This window comes from Mesorhizobium sp. M6A.T.Cr.TU.016.01.1.1 (assembly GCF_003952585.1).
GTDB classification, from domain to species: Bacteria; Pseudomonadota; Alphaproteobacteria; order Rhizobiales; family Rhizobiaceae; genus Mesorhizobium; species Mesorhizobium mediterraneum.
The window spans coordinates 904266-927726 of record NZ_CP034452.1; the positions used below are offsets into that span (position 1 = coordinate 904266).

Annotated in this window: 22 protein-coding genes; 13 read left to right on the forward strand and 9 right to left on the reverse strand. The window is 63.3% G+C overall.

From position 1 onward, the window contains the following. Window positions 1-24 precede the first annotated feature (24 nt). The 7 genes from EJ075_RS04185 to EJ075_RS04215 all read right to left on the reverse strand — a co-directional run bounded on the left by EJ075_RS04185 (window position 25) and on the right by EJ075_RS04215 (window position 8441). Window positions 25-1524, reverse strand: coding sequence for an aldehyde dehydrogenase family protein (locus EJ075_RS04185; RefSeq protein ID WP_126103490.1), 1500 nt, complete (start codon window positions 1522-1524; stop codon window positions 25-27). Between the two features lie 93 nt (window positions 1525-1617). After that, window positions 1618-2529: a dihydrodipicolinate synthase family protein gene (locus EJ075_RS04190; RefSeq protein WP_126103491.1), complete on the reverse strand. Its 912-nt coding sequence runs from the start codon at window positions 2527-2529 to the stop codon at window positions 1618-1620. 109 nt (window positions 2530-2638) lie between these two features. Then, a complete protein-coding gene (locus EJ075_RS04195) occupies window positions 2639-3721 on the reverse strand; it encodes a Gfo/Idh/MocA family oxidoreductase (protein ID WP_126103492.1) in 1083 nt (360 codons plus the stop codon). Then, window positions 3714-4298: a DUF1349 domain-containing protein gene (locus EJ075_RS04200; RefSeq protein ID WP_126103493.1), complete on the reverse strand. Its 585-nt coding sequence runs from the start codon at window positions 4296-4298 to the stop codon at window positions 3714-3716. The genes EJ075_RS04195 and EJ075_RS04200 overlap by 8 nt, the downstream gene beginning before the upstream one ends. 76 nt (window positions 4299-4374) lie before the next feature. Then, window positions 4375-5403 carry a proline racemase family protein gene (locus tag EJ075_RS04205; RefSeq protein WP_095483750.1) on the reverse strand — a complete coding sequence of 343 codons (1029 nt, stop codon included), beginning with the start codon at window positions 5401-5403 and terminating at the stop codon, window positions 4375-4377. Window positions 5404-5724: 321 nt separating this feature from the next. Beyond that, window positions 5725-7242, reverse strand: a complete 1518-nt coding sequence (locus EJ075_RS04210) for an alpha/beta hydrolase (protein WP_126103494.1) — start codon at window positions 7240-7242, stop codon at window positions 5725-5727. 101 nt (window positions 7243-7343) lie between these two features. Further along, the gene (locus EJ075_RS04215) at window positions 7344-8441 is read right to left on the reverse strand and encodes a lactonase family protein (protein WP_126103495.1); all 1098 of its coding nucleotides are present in this window, start codon (window positions 8439-8441) and stop codon (window positions 7344-7346) included. Between the two features lie 190 nt (window positions 8442-8631). Between EJ075_RS04215 and EJ075_RS04220 the strand changes: the two genes are divergently transcribed. From EJ075_RS04220 to EJ075_RS04255, 8 genes are read left to right on the forward strand one after another with little or no spacing between them, the layout of a single operon-like run. After that, window positions 8632-9183, forward strand: coding sequence for a MaoC family dehydratase (locus tag EJ075_RS04220; protein WP_095484001.1), 552 nt, complete (start codon window positions 8632-8634; stop codon window positions 9181-9183). 3 nt (window positions 9184-9186) lie between these two features. After that, entirely contained in the window at window positions 9187-10347 is a 1161-nt protein-coding gene (locus tag EJ075_RS04225; RefSeq protein WP_126103496.1) for a CaiB/BaiF CoA-transferase family protein, read from the forward strand. Then, entirely contained in the window at window positions 10344-11510 is a 1167-nt protein-coding gene (locus EJ075_RS04230) for an extracellular solute-binding protein (RefSeq protein ID WP_126103497.1), read from the forward strand. The genes EJ075_RS04225 and EJ075_RS04230 overlap by 4 nt, the downstream gene beginning before the upstream one ends. A gap of 20 nt (window positions 11511-11530) precedes the next feature. Beyond that, on the forward strand, window positions 11531-12718 hold the full coding sequence (locus EJ075_RS04235) for an ABC transporter substrate-binding protein (RefSeq protein WP_095483745.1): 1188 nt from the start codon (window positions 11531-11533) through the stop codon (window positions 12716-12718). A gap of 58 nt (window positions 12719-12776) precedes the next feature. Continuing rightward, a complete protein-coding gene (locus EJ075_RS04240; RefSeq protein ID WP_095484000.1) occupies window positions 12777-13514 on the forward strand; it encodes an ATP-binding cassette domain-containing protein in 738 nt (245 codons plus the stop codon). Next, window positions 13507-14238, forward strand: coding sequence for an ATP-binding cassette domain-containing protein (locus tag EJ075_RS04245; protein WP_126103498.1), 732 nt, complete (start codon window positions 13507-13509; stop codon window positions 14236-14238). Before EJ075_RS04240 ends, EJ075_RS04245 begins: the two co-directional genes overlap by 8 nt. Then, window positions 14235-15185 (forward strand): ABC transporter permease, encoded by a 951-nt coding sequence (locus EJ075_RS04250; RefSeq protein ID WP_126103499.1) that lies wholly within the window; start codon window positions 14235-14237, stop codon window positions 15183-15185. The genes EJ075_RS04245 and EJ075_RS04250 overlap by 4 nt, the downstream gene beginning before the upstream one ends. 5 nt (window positions 15186-15190) lie before the next feature. Continuing rightward, window positions 15191-16156 carry an ABC transporter permease gene (locus tag EJ075_RS04255; protein ID WP_126103500.1) on the forward strand — a complete coding sequence of 322 codons (966 nt, stop codon included), beginning with the start codon at window positions 15191-15193 and terminating at the stop codon, window positions 16154-16156. 6 nt (window positions 16157-16162) lie between these two features. On the opposite strand, the gene EJ075_RS04260 is transcribed toward EJ075_RS04255, so the two are convergent. Beyond that, a complete protein-coding gene (locus EJ075_RS04260; RefSeq protein ID WP_126103501.1) occupies window positions 16163-16999 on the reverse strand; it encodes an amidohydrolase in 837 nt (278 codons plus the stop codon). A gap of 67 nt (window positions 17000-17066) precedes the next feature. Further along, a complete protein-coding gene (locus EJ075_RS04265) occupies window positions 17067-17852 on the reverse strand; it encodes an IclR family transcriptional regulator (protein ID WP_126103502.1) in 786 nt (261 codons plus the stop codon). Window positions 17853-18016: 164 nt separating this feature from the next. Between EJ075_RS04265 and EJ075_RS04270 the strand changes: the two genes are divergently transcribed. From EJ075_RS04270 to EJ075_RS04290, 5 genes are all read left to right on the forward strand, one after another. Then, window positions 18017-19336: a sugar ABC transporter substrate-binding protein gene (locus EJ075_RS04270; RefSeq protein ID WP_095483740.1), complete on the forward strand. Its 1320-nt coding sequence runs from the start codon at window positions 18017-18019 to the stop codon at window positions 19334-19336. A gap of 138 nt (window positions 19337-19474) precedes the next feature. Next, complete coding sequence (locus EJ075_RS04275; protein WP_126103503.1) at window positions 19475-20371, forward strand: sugar ABC transporter permease; 897 nt, start codon at window positions 19475-19477, stop codon at window positions 20369-20371. Between the two features lie 2 nt (window positions 20372-20373). Next, window positions 20374-21240, forward strand: a complete 867-nt coding sequence (locus EJ075_RS04280; RefSeq protein WP_126103504.1) for a carbohydrate ABC transporter permease — start codon at window positions 20374-20376, stop codon at window positions 21238-21240. Between the two features lies 1 nt (window position 21241). Beyond that, window positions 21242-22339, forward strand: a complete 1098-nt coding sequence (gene ugpC / locus EJ075_RS04285; RefSeq protein ID WP_126103505.1) for a sn-glycerol-3-phosphate ABC transporter ATP-binding protein UgpC — start codon at window positions 21242-21244, stop codon at window positions 22337-22339. 4 nt (window positions 22340-22343) lie between these two features. Next, complete coding sequence (locus tag EJ075_RS04290) at window positions 22344-23456, forward strand: mandelate racemase/muconate lactonizing enzyme family protein (RefSeq protein WP_126103506.1); 1113 nt, start codon at window positions 22344-22346, stop codon at window positions 23454-23456. Window positions 23457-23461: the final 5 nt, after the last annotated feature.

Here is a 23461-nt window from a genome sequence, read left to right on the forward strand (position 1 = left end):
GGATGTTTCGGCCAGGCTGAGTTCCTATGTCGCCCACCAGATGCTTTTGATCCGGGAATACTGGTCGAGCGAATGAATGCCTTTGTCCTTGCCGCCGAAGCCGGACGTCTTGAAGCCGCCGAACGGCGTCGTGAAGTCGCCCTCGCAGAAGGCGTTGATCGCCACGAATCCCGCGTCGAGCGTGGCCGATGCCTCGCGAATTGCGTCTGGATTCTCGCCGAAGACATAAGCACTCAGGCCGTATTGCGTGTCATTGGCGCTGCGGATCGCGCTGTCGAGATCGTCGTAGAACCTGACGGACAGAACCGGGCCGAAAATTTCTTCCCTCCAGGCCTCGGCGCTTTCGGCGACATTGAAAAGCACGACCGGCTCGACCAGGCGTGGCGATGCGCCTTTGGTTTCGGCTGCCGACACGCTGAAATCACTGTTGTGCCGCTTCTCGTTTTCGATGGCGCGATTGACCTTGGCCGCATGGGTGTCGCTGACCAGCGGCCCGATGCGTGTGGCCGGATCGAACGGATCGCCGATCGGCCATTCCTTCATCTTCGCGGCGAGCATGTCGCGAAGATCGGCTTCCAGCGTGCGCGGCGCGAGAACCCTCGATATGGACGAACAGAGCTGGCCGGAATTCATCAGGAAGCCGGTCGAAATGTCGCCGGCGAAACGGTCGAGCGATTTGACATCAGGCAGGATGATCGCAGGATTCTTGCCGCCGCATTCCAACGAAATTTCCTTCAAATTCGAATCGGCCGAATAGTGCAGGAAGCGCCGCCCTGTGGCGGTCGAACCGGTGAAATTGATCGCCGAAACGTCGCCATGCAGGCCCAGCGCCTTTCCGGCAACCGCGCCAGTGCCGGGCACGACATTGATGACGCCAGCCGGGAAACCCGCTTCGATCGCCAATTCCGCCAGCCGCAGCGTGGTGAGCGGCGTATCGTCGGCCGGCTTGCAGACGACCGTGTTGCCGGCGGCCAGCGCCGGGCCGATCTTCAGCGCCAGCGTGGTTAGCGGGTAATTCCAGGGCAGGACGATGCCGACCACGCCTTGCGGCTCGCGCACGATCTGGCTGAGCACGCCCTTGCGACGGGCAGGGCTGAGATCGTAGGCGGTTTCGGTCAGGCTGGCATACCAGCGCAGCACACCGATCGTCGTCGGCACATCGTCATTGTAGGAATGCAGGATCGGTTTGCCGACGTCGAGGCTTTCGAGAAGCGCCAATTCGAGCCGATTCTTTTCGACGGCATCCGCCAGCGCACGGATCAACGCCGCGCGTCCTTCGTGCCCCATCGTGCCCCAATCTGCCTTCAGCGCCGCGCGGGCGGCCTGCACGGCGAGATCTACCTGCCTCTCGCTGGCAAAGGCGACCTCGCTGATCGTCTCCCCATCGAAGGGAGATATGATGTTTCTGACGTCGGAGCCGCCGTCGCGGGAAAACCCGTCGCCAATCCAGGACGTGTCCAGTCGCCGCGCCGTATCGCGCGTCTGCCTCAGGTCGGACACGCCGAACATTGGAACTTTATCCATGCAATCCATCCCTGACACATCCATCGGCTGCGGCTTTCGAAGCGCAACCGACGACGCGGAGCTTTGCGTGCCGACCCAGACGTCCGCGTGGGATCAGGCGGCCCGGCGTGACTGCATCTGCTTGAGCTGCTCGATTGTCGCCTTGATCGTGGCAACGACGCGCTCGCGCTCCTCGCCGGCCAGCGGCAGTCGCGGCGCCCGGGTCCATTCCGGCGCGCCGTAGACGAGGTGTTCGGCCATTTTGATGTATTGAACGAGCTTCACATGCGTATCGAGATGGAAGGACGGCGTCATGATGCGATAGAGATCGCGTGCCCCGGCAAAATTCCCGGATGCGCACAGGGTGAAAATCTCGACGCATTCCTTCGGCCAGGCATTGGTCATGCCCGAGACCCAGCCCGTAGCGCCGAGCGACATGCTCTCGACGATCTGGTCGTCGACGCCGCAGAAGATATCGAAGCGGCTGCCCAGCTCTATGAACATGTCCGTGACCCGGCGCACGTCACCGGTCTCTTCCTTGACCGCCATGATGGTCGGGCAATCCGCCAGCACCTTGAGGATGTCGGGCGTGACGTCGACGCCATAGGCGATCGGGTTGTTGTAGATCATGATCGGCAGGTCGCTGGCGCCGGCGATCGCCTTGTACCATTCGGCCGTCTCGCGCGGGTCGGTCTTGTAGCCGAGGCTCGGGAACACCATCAGGCCTTCGGCGCCGTAATCCTGGAACTTGCGGGCGCTCGCGGCCGCGCCCGCGGTCGAAATCTCGGCAAGGCCGGAGAGAAGCGGAACGCGGCCGGCAACGGCTTCCTTTGCTGCCCGGATGACGGCTTCCTTCTCCTGCGGCAGCAGCGAGGCGTTCTCGCCCAGCATCGGCAGCACGATAATGCCTGAAACGCCATTGTCGATGAGGCGGTTGATGCTCGCCTGCGTCGCTTCGAGATTGATCGAACCGTCCTGGTCGAGCTTGGTGGTAACCGCCGGGAACACCCCCTGCCAATGCGTCATCGTCTGGTCTCTCCTTGGACTCGCTTTCGCAATAATGTATCCAATCTACAATATTCTATTTGAAAGTCCACTATGAAATCGACCTTGCGGCAGCGCCGATACGGCCATGTCACACCACCGGAACGGGCGGATTTCCCTCGAAGCGCGGCACGGACACACGCACCCCCTCTTGCGCCGAGCGTCTAACCGCCAGTGCCGTTGCCAGCGAGGCGACGCCGTCCCAACCCGTCGCCGCCGGACGTTCGCCATGAAGCACTGCCGCGTCGAACTGGGCGATCGTGGCGGCGTAGAGGTTGGCGGGCTCGACCGGGATTTCCGTCATCTCGGTGCCGCGGCGAAGATAGACCCGACCGGACGGCGCCTCATCCAGGATGCCCCGGCCATAGATCGACCCTTCGGTGCCATGGATCTCAAGCGCGGTCTCGTGATGGGCGAACACCTGGCCCTCATGCATGTAGGCAATCAACCCGGAAGCGAAGTTGACGATGGATTGCACTTGGTCCTCGACACCATTCTCGCCGATCAGGCTGCTCGCCTTCATCGACATGACCTCGACCGGTTCGTCCGCGAGGACGAAGCGCAGAACGTCGACATTGTGCACGGTCAGGTCGTAGATGACCCCGCCCTGTTCCTTGTCCTTCGTGCGCCAGGTCTGCAACTCCTTGGGCAAGTATTCGCAATACATCGCGCGCGCGGCGAGCGGCCGGCCGATTTGGCCTGTCAGCACCAGGTCGCGGATCGCCCTGTGCGTCGCCGCGCCACGCATATGATGGTTCGTCGCCAGGACGACGCCGGCGCGGTCGCAGGCCCTGGCCATCTCGACGGCATCATACAGCGTCAGCCCGAGCGGCTTTTCGCAGAGCACGTGCAGGCTCGCTGCCGCAGCTTCGAGCGTGTCGTCGCGATGCCTAGCATTGTTGGTCGAGACGTAGACTGCATCGATCGCGGTTTCGGCAAGAAGCGATTTGAGGCTTGTCGCGGATACCGGTATCCCGAGATCGTTGGCGAACGAACGGCCGCGCTCCGCACTCCTGCTGACAACGGCCACCAACTCCGCATCCGGCACCGACTGGATTGCCTTGGCGACCCAGGAGCGGGCGATCTGGCTTGCCCCCACGATCGCCCAGCGGACCTTGTCCGCATCTCGACGCGCGCGGCTCGCGGCCGGCACCGCTTGGGGCGTGTCAGTCATGGAGTTCCCTCGATATCGCCGGGCCGACCGAAAAATCACGGAATGTGACTTCGAAACCTTCACGTTGCGGCGAGCAGCACATCATGCCGACGTCGATCGTTTTCGAGGGTGGGAAATAGGCAAGCCGCACCGGCTTCCAGTGGCCGTCGGACGCATCCAAATACTGGATGCGGATCGCTTCGGCGTGGCGGGTCAGTCGGATCCTGACGCCGTCCGGACTTGCCGGAATGGCGACCAGCGACCAGTCGGACGCATCGTTGGTGACGACGACGGAGAAATACATCAGCCCGTCGGTGAATTCGATGCCGGCCTTGACCCAATGCGTCTCGCTCAGCCGGACCATCAATCCGGCCTGGTCGTAGAGCACCTTGTAGTCGCCCTTGACCGTGACCTCGGCGCTGAAGTCGCCCTCGACCTGGCGATAGAGGAAATGACCGCTGTCGCGCCAGAAATCGTAGAATGTCTCGCGCCAGAAATCGGTCTCCTTGCCGGTGCGCACATTCAAAGTGTTGCCGGAAAACGCGTGATGTGGTGGCGGGTTGAGCCAGGTCAGGTCGGTATTCTTAGATTTCGTCATCGGCTTTTGCCTGTTCGGTTCGCGTTGCGTGATGGGTTTTGCGCAGTCTGATTAGCCGGCAAAGTTTTGTCGGCGGCTACCTGAACCAGGTGTCCGACAGGCGGTAGCCCTCGGGAAATGGATCCTCCGGATCAACCCCGTAGTGGCTCACTCCGGTCAGCCAGGCGCGCCCGGAGATCTCAGTCACCACCGCGGGCACATTGCCCGCCATCGCCGTTTCAACGATGCGGCAATCGAAGACGGTGTCGAGAATCGAAGTATGCCGGAAGCGCTCGCCCACAGCGAGATCGCCGCGCGCATGCAGCAAGGCCATCCGCGCTGAGGTTCCCGTGCCGCAGGGGCAACGGTCGAGCCGACCGGGAGAGACGACCACGGCATTCTTCGAGGTCTTCACGCCGTCGACGACCCGCAGCGGACCGGCGAACTCGGTTTGGTTGACGGTGTTGATCGACGGGTTCTCCGGATGGATCGAGGGAAGCTGTTCGGCCGCTGCCGCCTTGATGCGTTCGCCGAGCTCGATCAGGTCGCGCGCCTCGTCGCGCGCCAGGGTGACGCCGACGTCCTCGGCATCGACAATGCAGTAGATCATGCCGCCATAGGCGACATCGACCCGTAGCGATCCGATCCCGGGCACGTCGACCATCCGGTCGCGATGCATGACGAACGACGGGACGTTGCGGAACGTGATGCGACGGCACTTGCCGCCACTGCAATCCGCCGTCACCTCGACCAGGCCGGCCGGCGTGTCCACCCTGACGATAGTCTCAGCGCCGCGCATCGGGATCATGCCCGCCTCGAGGGCGACCGTGACCGTGCAGATCAGGTTCGAGCCCGACATCGGCACGAAGTAGTCGGACTCCATGACGATCATGCCGATATCGGCGTCGGCGCGTATCGGCGGCGTGATCAGGTTGACGGCTGCATTGACGCTGCCGCGCGGATCGAACAGCAGCATGTTGCGAAGCCACGCGCTTTCGCGTTCCAGATTCTCCATGCGCTCGAACATCGTAGCACCCGGCGGCGGCAGGACGCCGCCGGTGATCACCCGGCCCACCTCGCCCTCGGCATGGGCTCCGACGACGGTAATGACGCGATCCAGGTTCATTGGCTTGTATCCTCAGGTCCAGGTTTGTCGACGATCATCACGCACCTGGTGTGCTTTTGTCGCAAGTGGTCCGCGTATTGCATCCAATATATTGGATTATTGCGGCGATGATTTTTTGTCAATGCGCTCATCGAAAAGAGTTGGCGTCCGGCATTCAGGCCGGCGCCGTAGTGCCGGCTGGATCCATCCGGCTAGACGAAGACCATCAGGTGTTGATCGACTACCCGGTCGCAATCGCCACATTCATGGCCGCACGCATCGTTCGAAGGCAGCCAAAGCGTCTTTCACATTTGGAAAGCAAAAATTGCTTCACAAGCCGTTTCACTTCGGCGCTTGGTAAAGCTCGGTCGCGGCCTCTCTCAGCGCGCGCCGGCTGTCTGGCCTGAAATACATCATGTGGCCGCCTTCCAGCAGGTCGACGCGGATGGGCTTCGCGCCAGGAAGCGAAGGAATCTGGCCGACAAGATAGCGTGACACCAAATAGGGTGTCACCAGGTCGGTGTAGCCGTTGACGATCAAAACGCCGAGGCCGGGGTTCAACGCGCGCGCCTGCTGAAGGTCATCCATCACGCCGACATAGCCCTGACGCGTCGGGCTCGTCCCATAATCCCAATTGCCGCTGACTTCACGGTTGAGAAGCCGATAGCTGAGATCGGTGCGGAATTTCAATTCGTCACGCATATAGCTGACAAAGGCGGAAGTGAGCACCGGCACGCTTCGGTCAAGGACCGGATCAGGACCGCTATATCTCGGGCTTTCCGGGGCGATGTCCGCCGTTTCGATCATGCCGTCATAGGCGCTGAGAACATTGCCCCTTGCCCGTGCAAACTCCCTGGCGAAGAGTGCGGTGGGAATGCGTGCAAAGTTTCGCTTGACGAGTTCAAGTGGCAGGCCGGTGATTTCGGCAACGCGCGGGCTCGCCAGGCGCCCACCCTCTTCGAGCCCGCTGGCAAGCGCGACGAGATAGTCGCCAAGCGCATAGCGTTCGACATCGGCCAACCGCTCCTGCAACTCGGAACCGGTGACGCCTTCGCTGCGCAGGCGCACCGCCGCCAGCGACGGGAGCTCAAGCGCCCAGTGAAGCGGCTGGAACTCGTCGGGCCGCACGAGTGTGAATTCGAGCGCCGGCGAGATGAGCACGATGCCGCGAGGACTGATGCCGATGTCATCCTGAAGCGTCTTGGCAAGCAGTGCCGCCCGAAACCCGCCATAGCTTTCGCCGGCAAGAAACACCGGCGACGCCGTGCGGCCCGCCTGTGCCAGATAGAGTCGGATGAAGGCGCCCATCGCGGCAGCGTCCTGGTTGACGCCCCAGAAGCTGCGTGCCTCGGTTCCGGGTGCTTCGCGGCTGTAACCCGTTCCGACCGGGTCGACAAAGACCAGGTCGGTCATGTCGAGCCATGTGTTCGGGTTGTCCAAAAGCCTCTGCGGCGATGGAAGAAAACTTCCATTAGCCGCCGTCGCCATGACGCGTGGACCGAGCGCGCCGAGATGCAGATAGGCGGAAGCCGCTCCGGGACCACCGTTGAATACGAAAGTGATAGGGCGCTGGGGATCAGGTTCGCGGCTTGGCTCGGGGCGTAGCGTGTAGGCGACATGAAAAACTTCCGCGGTGACGTCGCCCTTGCCGGACAGCAACGACTGCGTGCCTGCCTTCGCCTGGTAGTTCAGCGTACGTCCCGCGATCACGATCGAATGATCGGAGACCTGGGGAGGCGGAAGCAGCGACAGAACTCCACCCGAAGGCGACGGCCGCTCGGCCACTTGCGCATGGCCGGCTGGAACGCCGCCAACCAGCAGCAGCATAGCGAGGGTGATTTCTAGCAGCTTGGTACGCATGACGACTCCGGAACGGAAACGACTGGAAACTACCACGCCGATGGTTCAGCCGAAATCACAGGATCGTGCAGGCCTTCGCTGCTGGAAGGAGACCTGTGGCTTCAACTCACGATCTTCACGCACATCGGCGTGCCGACATCGATGGACCGTCCGGTGTCGGCCAGCCGGCCGGTGGCCATGTCGCGCGCGAAAATCGAGATGCGGTCGGCGTTCTGGTTGGCGGAGAAGAGGTGGTGGCCCGAGGGTGTCAGTGCCAGATTGCGCGGCGTAGCGCCCCCACAGGGCGTGTAATCGACCAGCGCAAGCGCGGCTGTTTGCTGGTCGACGGAAAACACCGCAACGCTGTCATGGCCGCGGTTGGATCCGTAGAGGAAGCGGCCGTCGGGCGAGATCTGGATGTCGGCGCAATGATTGCCGTCACGCGCTTCGGCCGGCACGGCCGGCTTCGTGTCGATGACGGTGAGCCTTCCTGACACATCGTCGAGCGCAAGCGACACGACCGTTGAATCGAGTTCGTTCATCACGAACACGAAGCGCCCGCCCGGATGCAGCGCCACGTGACGTGGGCCGGCGCCTGAGGCAAGCACCGACTCCGCCAGTCTGGTCAGGCCGCCATCAGGCCCGACGCGGTACGAGACAAGCCGATCGATGCCAAGATCGGCGACGATCGCCACGCCGCCGGCAATTGTCTCGGTGACGCTGTGAGCATGGGGGCGTTCCTGACGAACTGTATCGGGACCAGTTCCGGCATGGGCGACGCTCGACAACGGCGCGGTCAGGCCGCCATCCTCGCGCAGCCCATAGACCGCGATCGAGCGATCGGGACCGCCTTCGCCCATGCCGTAGTTGGCGACTAAGAGCTTCGTCCCGTCGCGCATTATGGTGTTGTGCGCCGTGATGCTGCCAAGGGTCGGCTGCTTGTTGATGTAGGAAAGCGCGGCGGTCTGCCTGTCGAAGCAGTAGGCCGAGACCACGCCTTCGCGCCAGGCGAACACTTCGGAGTTGGCATAGATGTAGGAGCCGTCCGGCGTCACCGACAGAAAGGTCGGATTGTCGACGTCACCCGTCTCGGCCAATTTCCGCGTCTCCAGCGTCTCCTCGTCGAAACTGTAAACGCTGAGCCCGACGCCGCGCGCGCCCTGAAAATACGGCGCCTCGCGGTTGAGGCTGCCAACGAAGACCAGACAGGCATTCTGCATCAAATCCTCCCTTGTTCCGCCGGCGTTGCCCGCCGCGGATTGGGGCAAAATTTCGCCTGTTCACGCTTGCAACACAACCCCATATGTGAAAATACTATTCACAAAAGAAGATTGCGGGAGGACCGATCATGCAATTTGCTGGCCCGCGGCGCGCCCGGACGGATGATCCGTGCTTCCAACGGATACCGTCATGACTGGTTTCGCGCCGACCGTCGGCGTGGCGTCGACACATCCCGCCAACATGCCGAAGGACCACGCCGATCTCCCGGTCTGGAACGCGGAGAACTGGTTCTACGAGGACTGGCCGGTCGGCCAGAAGATCCGTTCGCTGCGCAGGACCATGGCCGAGGGCGACAGCCACCTTTTCAACGCGCTGGTGCTCGATATCCACCCTTACGTGCAGGACCAGATGTTCGCCGAAACGGAAGGCATATTCGGCAAGCGCCTGGTCGCCGGCGCCTTCGTGTTCTCGGCCGGGCTCGGCCTCGTCGCCACCAACTGCGTCAACGCCTTTTCCTATGGCTACGACAAGTTGCGCTTCATCAAGCCGGTGTTCATCGGCGACACGATTTATTCGATCCGCTCCAACCTCGACAAGAAACCCAAATACAAGGAGATGGGGCTGATCCGCGCCAGCTATGAAGTCTTCAAGGGTGAAGGAGAACTCGTGCTTTATTGCGAGCACCTGCAGACGGTGAAATACCGCAATCCCGCCGATTTCGCCGGCAAGACGGAGAAATAGGCGATGGCCGCCATTGCCGAATTGCCATTGACCGGGCTCGTCGTCGTCGACATGAGCCAGTTCCTGTCGGGCCCTTATTGCTCGCTGAGGCTGCTCGACCTCGGTGCCCGCGTCATCAAGATCGAGCGGCCGGACGGCGGTGACCTGTCGCGCCGGCTTTATCTCAGCGACACCGAGATCGGCGGCGATTCCACCATCTTCCACGCCATCAACCGGGCCAAGGAAAGTCTCGCCATCGACCTCAAGGACGAAGCCGACCTTGCGGCGCTGCGCGGGCTCCTGGCCAAGGCCGACGTGCTGATCCAGAATTTCCGGCCCGGCGTCATCGAGCGCCTGGGTCTCGACTACGAGGCGGTGCGAAAGATCAATCCTCGTCTGGTCTACGCCTCGATCAGCGGCTATGGCGAGGAAGGTCCATGGGTCAAGCGACCGGGGCAGGATCTGCTGGCGCAGGCACGCTCGGGCGTGATGTGGCTCAACGGCGACGAGGACCAGGGACCGGTGCCCTTCGGCCTGGCAATTGCCGACATGCTGGCGGGCTCCGCCGCCGCGCAAGGAATTCTTGCCGCGCTGGTGCGGCGCGGCGTGACCGGCACGGGCAGCCATGTCGAAACCAGTCTGCTCGAAGCGCTGGTCGACTTCCAGTTCGAGGTGCTGACCACGCATCTCAATGACGGGCGCCGCCTGCCGCGGCGATCGGCCTTCCGCAGCGCCCATGCCTATCTATCGGCGCCTTACGGCGTCTATCCGGCCAAGGACGGTTATCTGGCGATCGCCATGACGCCGATCCCGAAGCTGGCCGATCTTCTGGGGCTCGAAGAGCTTGCGCCCTACCGCGACCAGCCGTCGACATGGTTCACCGCCCGCGACGAGATCAAGGCGATCATCGCGCAAAAAATCGCGACGAAGACGGTCGACGAGTGGCTTGCCATCCTCGAGCCTGCCGACATCTGGTGCGCCAGGGTGCTGACCTGGCCGGAGATGATGGCCAGCGAAGGCTTCCAGGTTCTCGACATGCTGCAGACGGTGACGCGCGAGGATGACGTCTCGATCCTCACCACGCGCTCGCCGCTCCGGGTCGATGGTGTGCGTGCGAAGGTCGAGCGCGCCGCGCCACGCATCGGCGAGCACAGCGCAAAGATCCGCAAGGAGTTCGGGCTGTGAGCGACGTGAGGCTCAAAGGCATGACCTGGAGCCATCCGCGCGGCTACGACCCGATGGTCGCCTGTTCGGCACTGTGGAAGCAGCGGACTGGCGTTACTATCGAATGGGACAAGCGCTCGCTGCAGGATTTCGAATCCTTCCCGGTCGAGGAACTGGCCCGTGCCTATGATTTGATCGTCATCGATCATCCGCATGTCGGCCAGATCACCGCCGAGAATTGCCTGGCGCCGCTCGACGTCGCGGGCCGCGAAGCGGAACGTGCGACGCTGGCGGCGGGCAGCGTCGGCCGGTCCTATCCGAGCTACAACTGGCAAGGCCGGCAGTGGGCGTTTCCGATCGATACGGCGAGCCAGGTGCAAGCGTGGCGGCCTGATATGCTTTCCGCTCAGCCGGCGAGTTGGAGCGAAATGCTCGATCTGGCGCGGCAAGGCCACATGCTGTTGCCGCTCAGGCCGCCGCATTCGCTGATGGTGTTCTACACGCTTGCCGGCAATCTCGGCCGGCCCGCCGTCGAGGAGCCTGGCGCTCACGTAAACGCTGATGTGGGCAGCCGCGTTTTCGAGATGATGCGCGAGATCGCGGCTCTCGTAGACCCGGCCTGCCTCGGCATGGACCCGATCGACGTCCTGGAGGAAATGGCCAGATCCGGCTCGCGGATCGCCTGCGCGCCGCTGATCTATGGCTATGTCTCCTATGCCATTGCCGGATTCCGGACCAACCGCCTTGCCTTCGCGGACATCCCGGCTGCGGGCAATGCCGGTCCGGTCGGCTCGGCGCTCGGCGGCACCGGCATCGCCGTGTCGGCCTTTTCGAAGGCCAAGCAGGCGGCCATCGACTTCGCTTACTGGATCGCCAGCGGTGACGTGCAGCGCGGCCCCTATGCTTTGGCCGGCGGCCAGCCTGGCCACGCCGCAGCCTGGGACGATGCCGCCGTCAATGCAGCCGCCGGCAATTTCTACAAGGATACGCGCGCCACACTCGAAGGCGCCTGGGTCAGGCCACGCCACGATGGCTACATGGCCTTCCAGCAGGCGGCGTCCGATCGCATCAATCTCGGCCTGACCGAAAAGCACGATGCCGGCCGCGTCGTCGCCGATCTTAATCGCCTGTTTCTGGAGAGTTTCCCGGCACGGGTGTCCGGCACTGCCGGTGGAGGAGCCTGAAACAACGAATGGAGGAGACTATGAACAGCCTGATCCGCGGCCTTATGGCTGCGACCGCCCTTGCATCGATCACGACAATTGCCTGCGCCCAGGACGTTTCGGGCGTGATCGCTGGACTGCCAACTGAACTGAAGGCGCAATATGACGGCGCGCCGCAGAAGATCCTGCCATCGGCGTGGGACAATTTCACGCCGCCGGCGAAGCCGTGGAAATGGTGCCACTCGGAATCCTACCAGGGCAATCCGTGGCGGGTCACCGTCACCAAGGAGTTGAAGCGGCTTGTCGACGGACTGATCGCCGACGGCACGGTGGCGAGCTTCGAAGTGTCGGACTCCAACAACGATGCCAGCCAGCAGATCAACCAGATCCGCGCCTTCATCGATAAGAAATGTTCGATCATCACCTCGATCCCCGGCTCGGCGACGGCGCTGGATGATGCCATCGATGCCGCCGCAAAGGCCGGCATTCCCTTCATCACGGCGGCTGGGTCGGTGACCAGCCCGAATGCCATCAACGTCGATTCCAACTATGCGCGCTGGGGCTACGACATGATGACGGCGATCGGCAAGGCAATACCGGGTGGCGGCAGCATACTTCTGGTCGAAGGCATCGCAGGTCATCCGATCGTCGTGCAGGAGCGTCAGGGCGCCGACAAGGCGCTGGCCGAGAACCCCAAGCTCAAGGTCTCGCGCAGCGTCAACGGCAACTGGACGGCCAACGTCACCAAGACGACGGTATTGCAGGCGATCGCCACCAATCCGGCGCCGATCGATGCGGTGTGGACGACGGGCAGCGAAAGCCGCGTCGTCGCCGAGGCCTTTGCCGAGGCCGGCCGCCCTGCCCCGCTCATCACCGGCTCGATCACCGGCGACGCGCTCGGCTACTGGAAAGCCAATCCGGACAAATATCGCTTCGAAGGCCATGCGGTTCTGCCGCACTGGACCGCCGAGACATTGTTCCGCATTGGGGCGCGTATGCTCGACGGGCAAAAGCCGAAGCTCAACACGCTGCTGATCCCGATTCCGCCGGTCCACAACGCCGACCTGGGCACCTGGTACAAGGACTGTATGACGGCGGACGCAGTCTCGATCTTCCCGGTTCCGCCGGAGGATCCGATGCCGGAAGAATGGCTCGATGCCTATTTCGCCAATCCCGCGCCGACCAAGGGCTGGGATTATTCGAAGGTGCCGGACGCCTGCGCCAAGTAAGCTCATGAACGCCGGCTCCGCTCAGGCAGAGCCGGCTTTTCCCTATCAGGAATCCCTCATGCTGGAAGTCCAGGGTGTCTCGAAACGCTATGGCGAAACGGTCGCTCTCGCGAATGCCTCCATCGCGTTCCGCGCCGGCACGATCCACACCATCCTGGGCGAGAACGGTTCGGGCAAGAGCACCCTGGTCAAGCTGCTGTCGGGAATTGTCCAGCCGGACAGCGGCACGATCCTGCTCAATGGGTCGCCCTTTGCCGGCTTCGGACCGGCGGCGTTCCAGGCCGCCGGTTTCGCCACCGTGTTCCAGGAAGTGCTGATCGCACCTGACCGTTCAGTGACGGACAACATCCTGCTCGGCCTCGATGGCTTACTGACGCGCACCGTGCCGCGCGCCGAGCGGCACCAGCGCGCGCAAGCGGTGCTGAAACAATTCGCGGTTACCGAGATCCCGCTCGACCAGTTGGCCGGGCAATTGCCGCTGGCCGTTCAGCAGCTTGTGGTGCTTGCCCGCGCCGTGGTTCGCAACCCGCGCATTCTCATTCTCGACGAGGTGACGGCGGCGCTCGACTTCGCCGACCGCGAGGCGGTTTTCGCCATGATGCGCAAGCTTGCCTCCGAAGGTTGCCTGATCCTGTTCATCACCCATCGCATGGACGAGGTGATGACGCTTTCCGATCGGATTTCCGTCCTGCGCGGCGGCAGCGTGGTGACGACCGAGGAACGCGGCACGTCCACCGCCTCCGAGCTTCTCAAGGCGATGGCGCCACGCACGGCGGCGGAGCTGGCGCATGGCTGATCGCGCTACCCTTTCGGTGCGCAGCCTGGTGATCGCGCCGGGCGCAAGCCCCGTGACACAAGCCATTGCGCCGGGCGAGATTGTCGGTCTTGCCGGCCTCGACGGCCATGGACAAGAGCGGTTCCTGAAAGTGCTGGCCGGGCTGGAACGGCCGGCCGCCGGCGATGTGACCATCGAAGCCCGCGCGATCACCAGCTTCCGCAAGGCGGTCGCCAGCGGCATCGCCTATTTGCCGCGCGACCGGCGCGCTACCGGCATCTTTCCGACCCAATCGGTGCTCGACAATTTTGCCGTCTCGACACTGTCGCGTGACATGCGTTTCGGCCTGCTCAGCTTCGCCGCACGGCGGCGGCGCTACGAGAGTTACCGGGACAAGCTCTCCATCGTCGCGCCGCGGCCGGATGCCTCGATCACCACGCTGTCCGGCGGCAACCAGCAGAAAGTGCTGCTGGCTAGGGCACTGGCGCTGGAGCCGGCGATCCTGCTGCTCAACGACCCGACGCGCGGTGTCGACGTGGCGACGCGCCATGTCCTCTACGATGTCTTCCGGGGATTGGCGGCGGACGGCATGGCTCTGGTCATCCTGTCGAGCGAGATCGAAGAGATCCTCCTGCTTTGCCATCGCGTGCTGGTTTTCCGCGAACAGCAGGTGGCGGCTGAAATCACCGGAGACGAGATGAAAAGCGATACGGTGATCGCCGCCATGTTCGGACGCGCGGCATGAGCGGGTTACGGCGCATGGCGGAGCGATGGCGTGGCGCGGGCTTCGCGACCGTGCTGCTGGTCATCCTGATCGCGGTCAATCTGCTGCTCAATCCGACACGCTTCCATCCTTCCGCCTGGGGCGCGCTGATCGGGCTCGCCGCGCCATTGATCGGCGCAGCACTTGCCTCGGCTCCAGTCATCCTGGCCGGGCGTGGCGGCATCGACATTTCCGTCGGGCCGCTGATGGGCTTCGTCAATGCGATCGTCATCCAGCTGCTGTTTCTCAAGCTCGGCATGACTTCGCCGCTGGTCATCGTGCCGGCGGCGCTATTGATCGGCGCGATCGTCGGGGCGGCCAACGGCTTTCTGGCGACCGTCGTTCGCATCCAGCCGATCGTCGCGACGCTTGGCACCTATCTGATCCTGACCGGGATGACGCTGACCATCCTGCCGGCGCCGATCGGCCCGGCGCCGGGCTGGCTGAAGGCGATGGCCGGGCCCTGGTCGGCTCTGCCGCTGGCGCTTATCTTCCTGTTCTGGTGGCTGGTGCGGCAGACCCCCTACTACGACCAGCTGATGGCGGTGGGCAGCGACGACCGCGCTGCTTACACGGCCGGCGTTCCGGTCACCAAAGTTCGTTTCATCGCCTATGTCATGACCGGCATTCTCGCCGCCTGCGCGGGCCTGATGCTGACGGCGCTGATCGGTTCGGCCGATCCCAACATCGGACCGACCTACACGTTGATCGCCATCGCCGCGGTGGCGCTCGGCGGCGTCAGCCTTGCCGGCGGACGCGGCGGTCTTCTGGGCGCCGCGATTGGCGCCATCGATATCTTCCTGCTGCAGAGCGTGCTGACCGCCTTCAACGTCTCCACCTATGTGCTGCAGATCGCCTATGGCGTCATTCTGGTTGTAGCGGTCATCATGACGGCGCTGCAGGAACGGCTCTCCGGACGGAAAGGCTGAGAAGCATGAGCCAGACCTGGTTTCAGTCCACCAATGCCCGCGTCGCCGGCGCCTTTGCGGTCGCTGCCGCCTTGCAGATTGTCGGCACGCTGCTCATCCCGGGGTATTCCGCGCCGTTCGCCATCCGTGCGCTGCTGGTCATCGCTTCGCTGCTGGCGGTGGCATCGATCGGCCAAACGCTCGTGGTCATTCTCGGCGGCATCGACCTGTCGATCCCCTTCATCATCGGCTTCGCCAATGTCGTTGCGGCACAGCTCTACGGCGCCGGCTGGAATTTTGCTTTTGTCTGCGTCATTGTCGGCGTGCTCGCCATACTGATCGGGGCGCTGAACGGCCTGATCTCGCGCGGGCTCGACATCCACCCGCTGATCGTCACGCTCGGCGTCGGCATGATCGTGCAAGGCGCCGTCTTGCTATGGACCGGCGGCTTTCCGTCCGGATCGGCGCCTGCAGCCGTTTCCGCCTTCGTCTCGATCGGCGGTTCGGTCGGACCGCTACCGGTGCCGGCGCTGGTGCCATGCGTCGCGGTGCTGACCTTGCTGGTGGCGCTGGTGCTGGCGCGCACGGCCTACGGCCGCCGACTTTACGCGCTTGGCAGCAACCCCGGTGCAGCCCCGCTGGCGCTGATCGATCCGGTCCGCATGTGGACGGTGACCTACGCGGCAAGCGCTTTCTTTGCTGCCGCGGCTGGCGTGCTGCTGCTCGGCTTCACCGGTTCGGCCTATGGCGATGTCGGCCAGCCCTATCTGTTCCAGACCATCGCGGCGGTCGTGGTCGGGGGCGCCGCCCTTGTCGGCGGCCGCGGCAATTATTTCGGCACCATCGCCGGCGTGCTGGTGCTGACGGAGATCAACACGCTGCTGATCGGCCTTGGCTTCCGGCCCTCAACCGTGCAGGCTGCACTTGGTCTGGTCATCGTGCTGCTGGTCTCGCTTTACGGTCGCGAGCGGCACGTATCGGCGACAATCTGAGACGAGCTACAAACGCCACAGCCGTTTGGCATTGGCCGACAGAAGCTTCGTCCGTTCGCCGGCACTTACGCCTTCGAGCAACGCATGCGTGGCCGCCACCCAGGTCGCTAGTCCGCCGCCAAGCGTGCAGACCGGCCAGTCGCTGCCCCAGACGACGCGATCCCAGCCGAAACAGCCGAGCGTGTGTTCGACATAGGGGCGCAGAGTTTCGACCGTCCAGGAACTGGCATCGGCATAGGCGACCACGCCGGAGATCTTGCCGACGACGTTCGGACGCCGCGCGATCTCCGTCATATGCTCGCGCCATGGGTGCTCACCATCCCCTTTGATGTCGGGCACGCCGCAATGGTCGAGCACGAACTGCACATCCGGCGCGAGATCGGCGAGTGCGATCGCTCTTGGGATTTGATGCGGCAGAACGACGAGATCGAAGGTCAGGCCGGTGCCGGCAAGCCGCTTGATGTTCTCCCGGAACAGTGCGCCTTCCGACAGCTCGTCCGGCATGACGTGCAACACACGCCGGAAACCCTTGACGAAGGGATCGGCGCGCTGCGCCTCCAAATAGGCGGCAAAGCCCGGCTCTTCCGGTCGGCAGGAGGCGATTGCCCCGCGCAGCAGACTATCCCTCTGTTGTGACAGCGCTTTCACATGACTGGTTTCGGCCTGGATGTCAGCTGGATCGACATCGACCTCCATATGCAACGCGCCCTCTATGCCGGCGCGGCGCGCCTGGACTGCATATTCGTCGTGGGAAAAATCACGGTTGAGCGCCGGCACGCCGGAGAGCCAGGGATAGCGCAGCACCGACTGGTCGATCAGGTGCAGATGGGTATCGAAGATCATGACGGCGCGCTCCTCCTCTGGCGTTCCAGGATCATCTCACGGAGAAGTTCTTCATTCAAATAAGAATTCACTTCGAGTTGACGGCCGATCCCGCCAGTTGCGAGAGTTTTTCGCTCGCCGCCCGCAGCAATTCGATTGTCCGGGTGATGTCGGGCGCCTTGGGGGCATTGACCAGCGTTATATAGGGGATCGACAGCGCCGCGATTGCCCTGCCGTCCGAACCAAGGACGGGTGCCGTCAGATTGAACACGCCGGCGGTCTGCAGCGACGCCATCATCTCATAGCCGCGCTCGCGGACCTGGTCGAGGCGGGCGAAGAACTCCGGTGACTGAGGCGGCCTGTCGGTGCTGCGCAGATGTTCGGAGATCATCATCTGCCGCTCTTCCGGCGAGCGGAAGGCCAGCAGCACATGTCCCGATCCGGTGTCGAACAGGCTGATATGCGAGCCGACGCGGATCGAGATGCCCCAATAGTCCGGCGCCTCCTGCTGCGCGATCACCACCGCGGAACCGCGGTCGAAGACGACGAGCTGGTTTGCCTGCTGCGAGGTTTCGGCAAGCTCGCGCATCAGCGGCGTCGCGTAGGAAACCAGCCGTCGCACCGGCGCGTGCAACTGCGCCAGGCCAAACAGCTTGAGCGTCAGCGAATAACGATCGCCGTCGGGCCGCGTGACGTAGCCCCGTCGCACCAGCCGGTCCAGCATGCGGTAGAACTCGTTGGGGCTGCGGTCGAGCTTCTTGGCGATTTCCGCTTGCGTCAGGCCACCGTCAACGCCGGCCAGAAGCTCGAGAATGTCGAGCCCCTTGTCCAGCGCCGGGGCACGATATCGGTCATCGTCCTCGTCCTCCGCCATAATCGCTCCCCAGTGAATTTCAGCTTTCATATACGCACAATGGCCAGCATCCGGAAAGAACTTTCAACTTGACGACCGCATAAATGTTTTGTTTGTATATGAATGAAGCGTGCAGATCGGGTCCTGGATATGGGTCGCCATCGCACGCCGTTGGGAGGAACCAAATGACCAGACTGTTTTACGGCCTGTCGGCCGGCGTAGCGCTGCTTGCGCTTGGCGCGGGCGCTGCTTTTGCTGCCGAACTGCCCGGCAAGTTTGACGGCGTCACCATCGACGCCAAGCTGATTGGCGGCCAGCAATATGAAGGGCTCTACGCGCGCATCGGCGAATGGGAAAAGCTGACCGGCGCCAAGGTCAACGTGATCTCGAAGAAGAACCACTTCGAACTCGACAAGGAAATCAAGTCGGACATCGCGTCCGGCAGCATCAACTGGTGCGTCGGCTCGAACCATTCGTCCTTCGCGCCGCAATATCCTGACATCTACACCGATCTCAACGCGCTGCTGCCCAAGGAGGAAGTCGCCGCCTTCGTGCCGTCGACGATCAAGGCCTCGACGCTCGACGGAAAGCTGGCGATGCTGCCGCGTGCGCAGTTCGACGTCTCCGCGCTCTACTACCAGAAAAGCCTTTATCAGGACGAGGCCAAGAAGGCCGCCTACAAGGCCAAGTATGGCGCGGAACTGGTGCCGCCCGACACCTGGGACGAGGTCGCCCAGCAGGCGGAATTCTTCGCCAGCCCGCCGGATTTCTACGGCACCCAGTTCGCTGGCAAGGAAGAGGCGATCAACGGCCGCTTCTACGAGATGCTCATCGCCGAGGGCGGCGAGTATCTCGACAAGGACGGCAAGCCCGCCTTCAACTCGGAGGCCGGCGTGCAGGCGCTCGACTGGTTCGTCAATCTCTACAAGGCCAAGGCGGTGCCGGCCGGCACCACCAACTATCTCTGGGACGATCTCGGCCAGGGCTTTGCCTCGGGCACGGTTGCCATCAACCTCGACTGGCCGGGCTGGGCAGGGTTCTTCAACGATCCGAAGTCATCGAAGGTCGCCGGCAATGTCGGGGTAAAGGTGGCGCCGAAAGGTTCGGCTGGCATTCGCACCGGCTGGTCGGGGCATCATGGATTTTCGGTCACCGAAAACTGCGCCAGCAAGGAAGCTGCGGCGTCGCTGGTGTGGTTCCTGACCAACGAGGACAGCCAGAAGCTTGAAGCAGCAAGCGGACCACTGCCGACCCGCACCGCGGTGTGGGACTGGGACATCCAGCAAGCGGCCGGCGATCCTTACAAGACGGAAGTGCTGGCGGCTTTCCAGGAACAAGCGAAACACGCATTCGCCGTACCGCAGACACCTGAATGGATCGAAATTTCCAACGCCGTCTATCCCGAGTTGCAGGCGGCCATCCTCGGCGACAAGACCTCCAAGCAGGCGCTGGACGACGCTGCCGCCAAGGCCACCCAGATCCTCGAAGACGCTGGCAAACTTTGACATCTTTCCACGGGGCGCTGCGCTCATCGAAGAGCGGCGCCCCGACTTTTTTTGAACCATGCACAACACGCTTTGTCTTGATCCCAGCTCGCCGATGGCGGCCTTCGGCATCCGGGCATTAACCAGAACCGGATCGAAATGAAAGGCCGGAGACCCTCACCGCCATTGCTGCTCCTGCTGCCGGCGGTCATCGTGCTGGCGGCGGTGGTGGTCTTGCCGCTGCTGCTTTCGCTCTACTCCAGCTTCACGCCGTTCCGGCTGACCAAGCCGGAGACACTCTGGGTCTTCATCGGCGCGCGCAACTATGTCAACATCCTGAGCAACGGGGATTTCTGGATTGCCTTCGCCCGCACCGTGGTGCTGCTGACGGTCGCGCTCAACCTGGAAATGCTGATCGGGCTGGGGCTGGCGCTGCTGGTGGAGAAGGCGTCGCGCGGACAACGTATCCTGCGCACCATCATGATGTTTCCGATGATGTTTTCGCCGATCCTGGTCGGCTTCCAGTTCAAATTCATGTTCAACGACAATATCGGCCTGGTGAACAACGCCCTGCAGGCGCTCGGCCTGACCGACCGCGCCATCCCGTGGCTGATCGACGGCAACCTCGCCTTCATCGCCATCCTCACCGCCGAGATCTGGTCGTCGACTTCGGTGTTCGCGATCCTGATCCTTGCCGGGTTGCTGGCGATGCCGCGCGAGCCGGTCGAGGCGGCCCGCGTCGATGGCTGCACGCCATGGCAGACATTCCGCTATGTCACCTGGCCGTTCATCATGCCGTTTGCCTTCATCGCCATGACCATCCGCTCGCTCGACGTGGCGCGCGCCTATGACATCGTCAAGATCATGACCGACGGCGGTCCCGCCGGCCGCACCGAGCTCGTCTGGACGCTCGTCGCTCGCACCGCCTACAGCGACGCCAGGATGGGCATGGCCAACGCCATGGCCTATTTCTCGATCCTGCTTTCGATCCTGTTCACCGTCTATTTCTACCGCAAGCTTGCCGCGGCGCGCACGCAGATCGCGGCGGAGTGGTGAGCATGGACCAGAACAGCCTGCATCGCGTCCGCAACAAGGCGCTCGGCATCGCTCACGGCGTGGGGCTGTTCCTGGCCATGCTGGTCATCTGCCTGCCCGGCATCTGGATCGTGCTGTCGTCGCTGCGACCGACCGTCGAGATCATGGCCAAGCCGCCGGTGTGGATCCCGCAGGAGCTCTCGCTCGACGCCTACGTCGCCATGTTCAGCGGCGTCGGCAAGGGCGGCATCCCGGTGCTCGACTATTTCCGCAATTCGCTGATCATCTCGGTAACCTCGACGGTGATCGCGATCGCCATCGGCATGGCCGGCGGCTACGCCTTTGCGCGCTATCGCTTCCGTGCCAAGTCGGCGATGTTCCTCGGCCTGATGCTGACACGCACGGTGCCCGGCATCGCGCTGTCGCTGCCGCTGTTCTTCGTCTTTGCACGGCTCGGCATAATCGACACGCATTTCGGGCTGATCCTGGTCTATGTCGCGCTCAACGTGCCCTTCACCATCTGGCTGATCGACGGTTTTTTCCGCCAGGTTCCGAAAGACCTCGCCGAGGCGGCGCAGATCGACGGCTGCACGCGCTGGCAGGCCTTCTGGCAGGTCGAGTTTCCGCTTGCCGGGCCTGGCATCGCCTCAGCCGGCATCTTTGCCTTCCTCACCTCGTGGAACGAGTTCGCGCTGGCCTCGCAGCTGACGCGCTCGATCAACTCCAAGACGCTGCCGGTCGGCCTGCTCGACTATACGGCCGAATTCACCATCGACTGGCGCGGCATGTGCGCGCTGGCCGTCGTCATGATCATACCGGCGCTCACGCTTACCTTCATCGTCCAGAAACATCTCGTCGGCGGCCTCACCTCCGGCGCGGTGAAAGGCTGACATGGCAACCGTATCCCTGAAGAAACTCACCAAAAGCTACGGCCCGGTTGCGGTCGTGCATGGCATCGACCTCGAGGTCGCCGACCGCGAGTTCATCGCGCTGGTCGGTCCGTCCGGCTGCGGCAAGTCGACAACCCTACGCATGATCGCCGGCCTCGAGGCGATCAGCGACGGCGTCATCGAGATCGGCGGCCGCATGGTCAACGATCTGCCGCCGCGCTCGCGCAACATCTCGATGGTGTTCCAGTCCTATGCGCTCTATCCGCACATGACGGTGCGCGAAAACCTCGGCTTCTCGCTCAAGATCGCGGGCGCCTCGAAAGAGGAAATGGATCGCCGTGTCGCCGAGGCATCGGGTATTCTCGGTCTCGACCAACTGCTCGACCGCCGGCCGTCACAGTTGTCGGGCGGACAGCGCCAACGCGTCGCCATGGGTCGCGCCATCGTGCGCGATCCCGACGTCTTCCTGTTCGACGAGCCGCTTTCCAATCTCGACGCCAAGCTTCGAACGCAGATGCGCACCGAGATCAAGAAGCTGCACGCCAAGGTCCAGTCGACGGTGATCTACGTTACCCATGACCAGGTCGAGGCGATGACGCTCGCCGACCGTATCGTCATCATGCGCGACGGTTTCATCGAGCAGGTCGGCACCCCCGACGAGGTCTTCCGCCGGCCGCAGACGCGCTTCGTGGCCGGCTTCATCGGCTCGCCGCCGATGAATCTGCATGAGGCAGCGATTGACGACGGACAGCTGCTGTTCGCCAGTGGCGAGAGACTGCCCCTGCCCAGCCAGTTCAAAGCCAATGTCGGAACCGGCGACAGAGTGGTGTTCGGCTTGAGACCCGACGATATCTATCCGACGGGACACGGCATCAGTTCCGGCGAGGACGCCGATGTCCACCAGTTGGAGTTGCCGGTGACCGTCACCGAGCCGCTCGGCAACGAGACGCTGGTGTTCGCCGAATTCAACGGCAGTGACTGGGTATCGCGCATGCTCAATCCAAAACCGCTGAAGGCCGGCGACCGGGTGAAAATGAGCCTGGACTTGTCGCAGGCCCATCTGTTTTCTGCCGATACCGGCAAGACATTGCGAGGTTGACGTCATGGCCACGATCGAAAAAGTCGAACTGCGGATGGTCGACCTGGTGCCGAAGGTCAAGCGCACCGATGCGATCCAGAGTTTTGTCAGCCAGGAAACGCCGATCGTCACAATCACCGATGCCGACGGTGCGGTCGGCACCGGCTACAGCTACACGATCGGCACCGGCGGCTCCTCGGTGATGCGGCTGTTGGCCGATCACCTTGCGCCGCGGCTGATCGGGCGCGATGCAGACATGATCGAGGCGATCTGGCACGAGCTCGAATTCGCCACCCACGCCACGACGATCGGCGCCATAACGGCAATCGCGCTGGCGGCTATCGATACCGCGCTTTGGGACCTGCGGGCGAAGAAACAGGGGCTACCGCTGTGGAAGCTGGCCGGTGGCGCCAAGGACCGCTGCCCGCTCTACACGACCGAAGGCGGCTGGCTGCATATCGAGACCGAGGCGCTGGTCGAGGACGCGCTGGCCGCCAAGGCAAAGGGTTTTCGCGGCTCCAAGGTCAAGATCGGCAGGCCGCACGGCTCCGAGGATCTTGCCAGGCTTGGTGCGGTGCGCCAGGCAGTCGGCGATGCTTACGAGATCATGACCGACTGCAACCAGGGCTTTTCGGTCGACGAAGCGATCCGTCGGGCGGAGCGGCTGCGCGACCTCGACCTCGCCTGGATCGAGGAGCCGCTGCCGGCCGACGACATAGAGGGCCATGTGCGGCTGTCCAATGCGACGTCGACGCCGATCGCCATCGGCGAGTCGCTCTATTCGATCCGCCATTTCCGCGAATATATGCAAAAAGGCGGCTGCTCGATCGTGCAGGTCGATGTCGGCCGCATCGGCGGCATCACGCCCTGGCTGAAGGTGGCGCATGCGGCCGAGGCGTTCGACATCCCGGTCTGCCCGCATTTCCTGATGGAACTGCATGTCAGCCTGACCTGCGCCATTCAGAACGGCCGATATGTCGAGTATATTCCCCAGCTTGACGACCTGACCGGCAAGAAAATGCGCATCGAGAACGGGCACGCACTGGCGCCGGACGAGCCCGGCATCGGCATCGACTGGGATTGGGACGCGGTCAAAGCGAAGAGCATTGCGGAATTCACGACCGACATAACGAAATAGGGAGC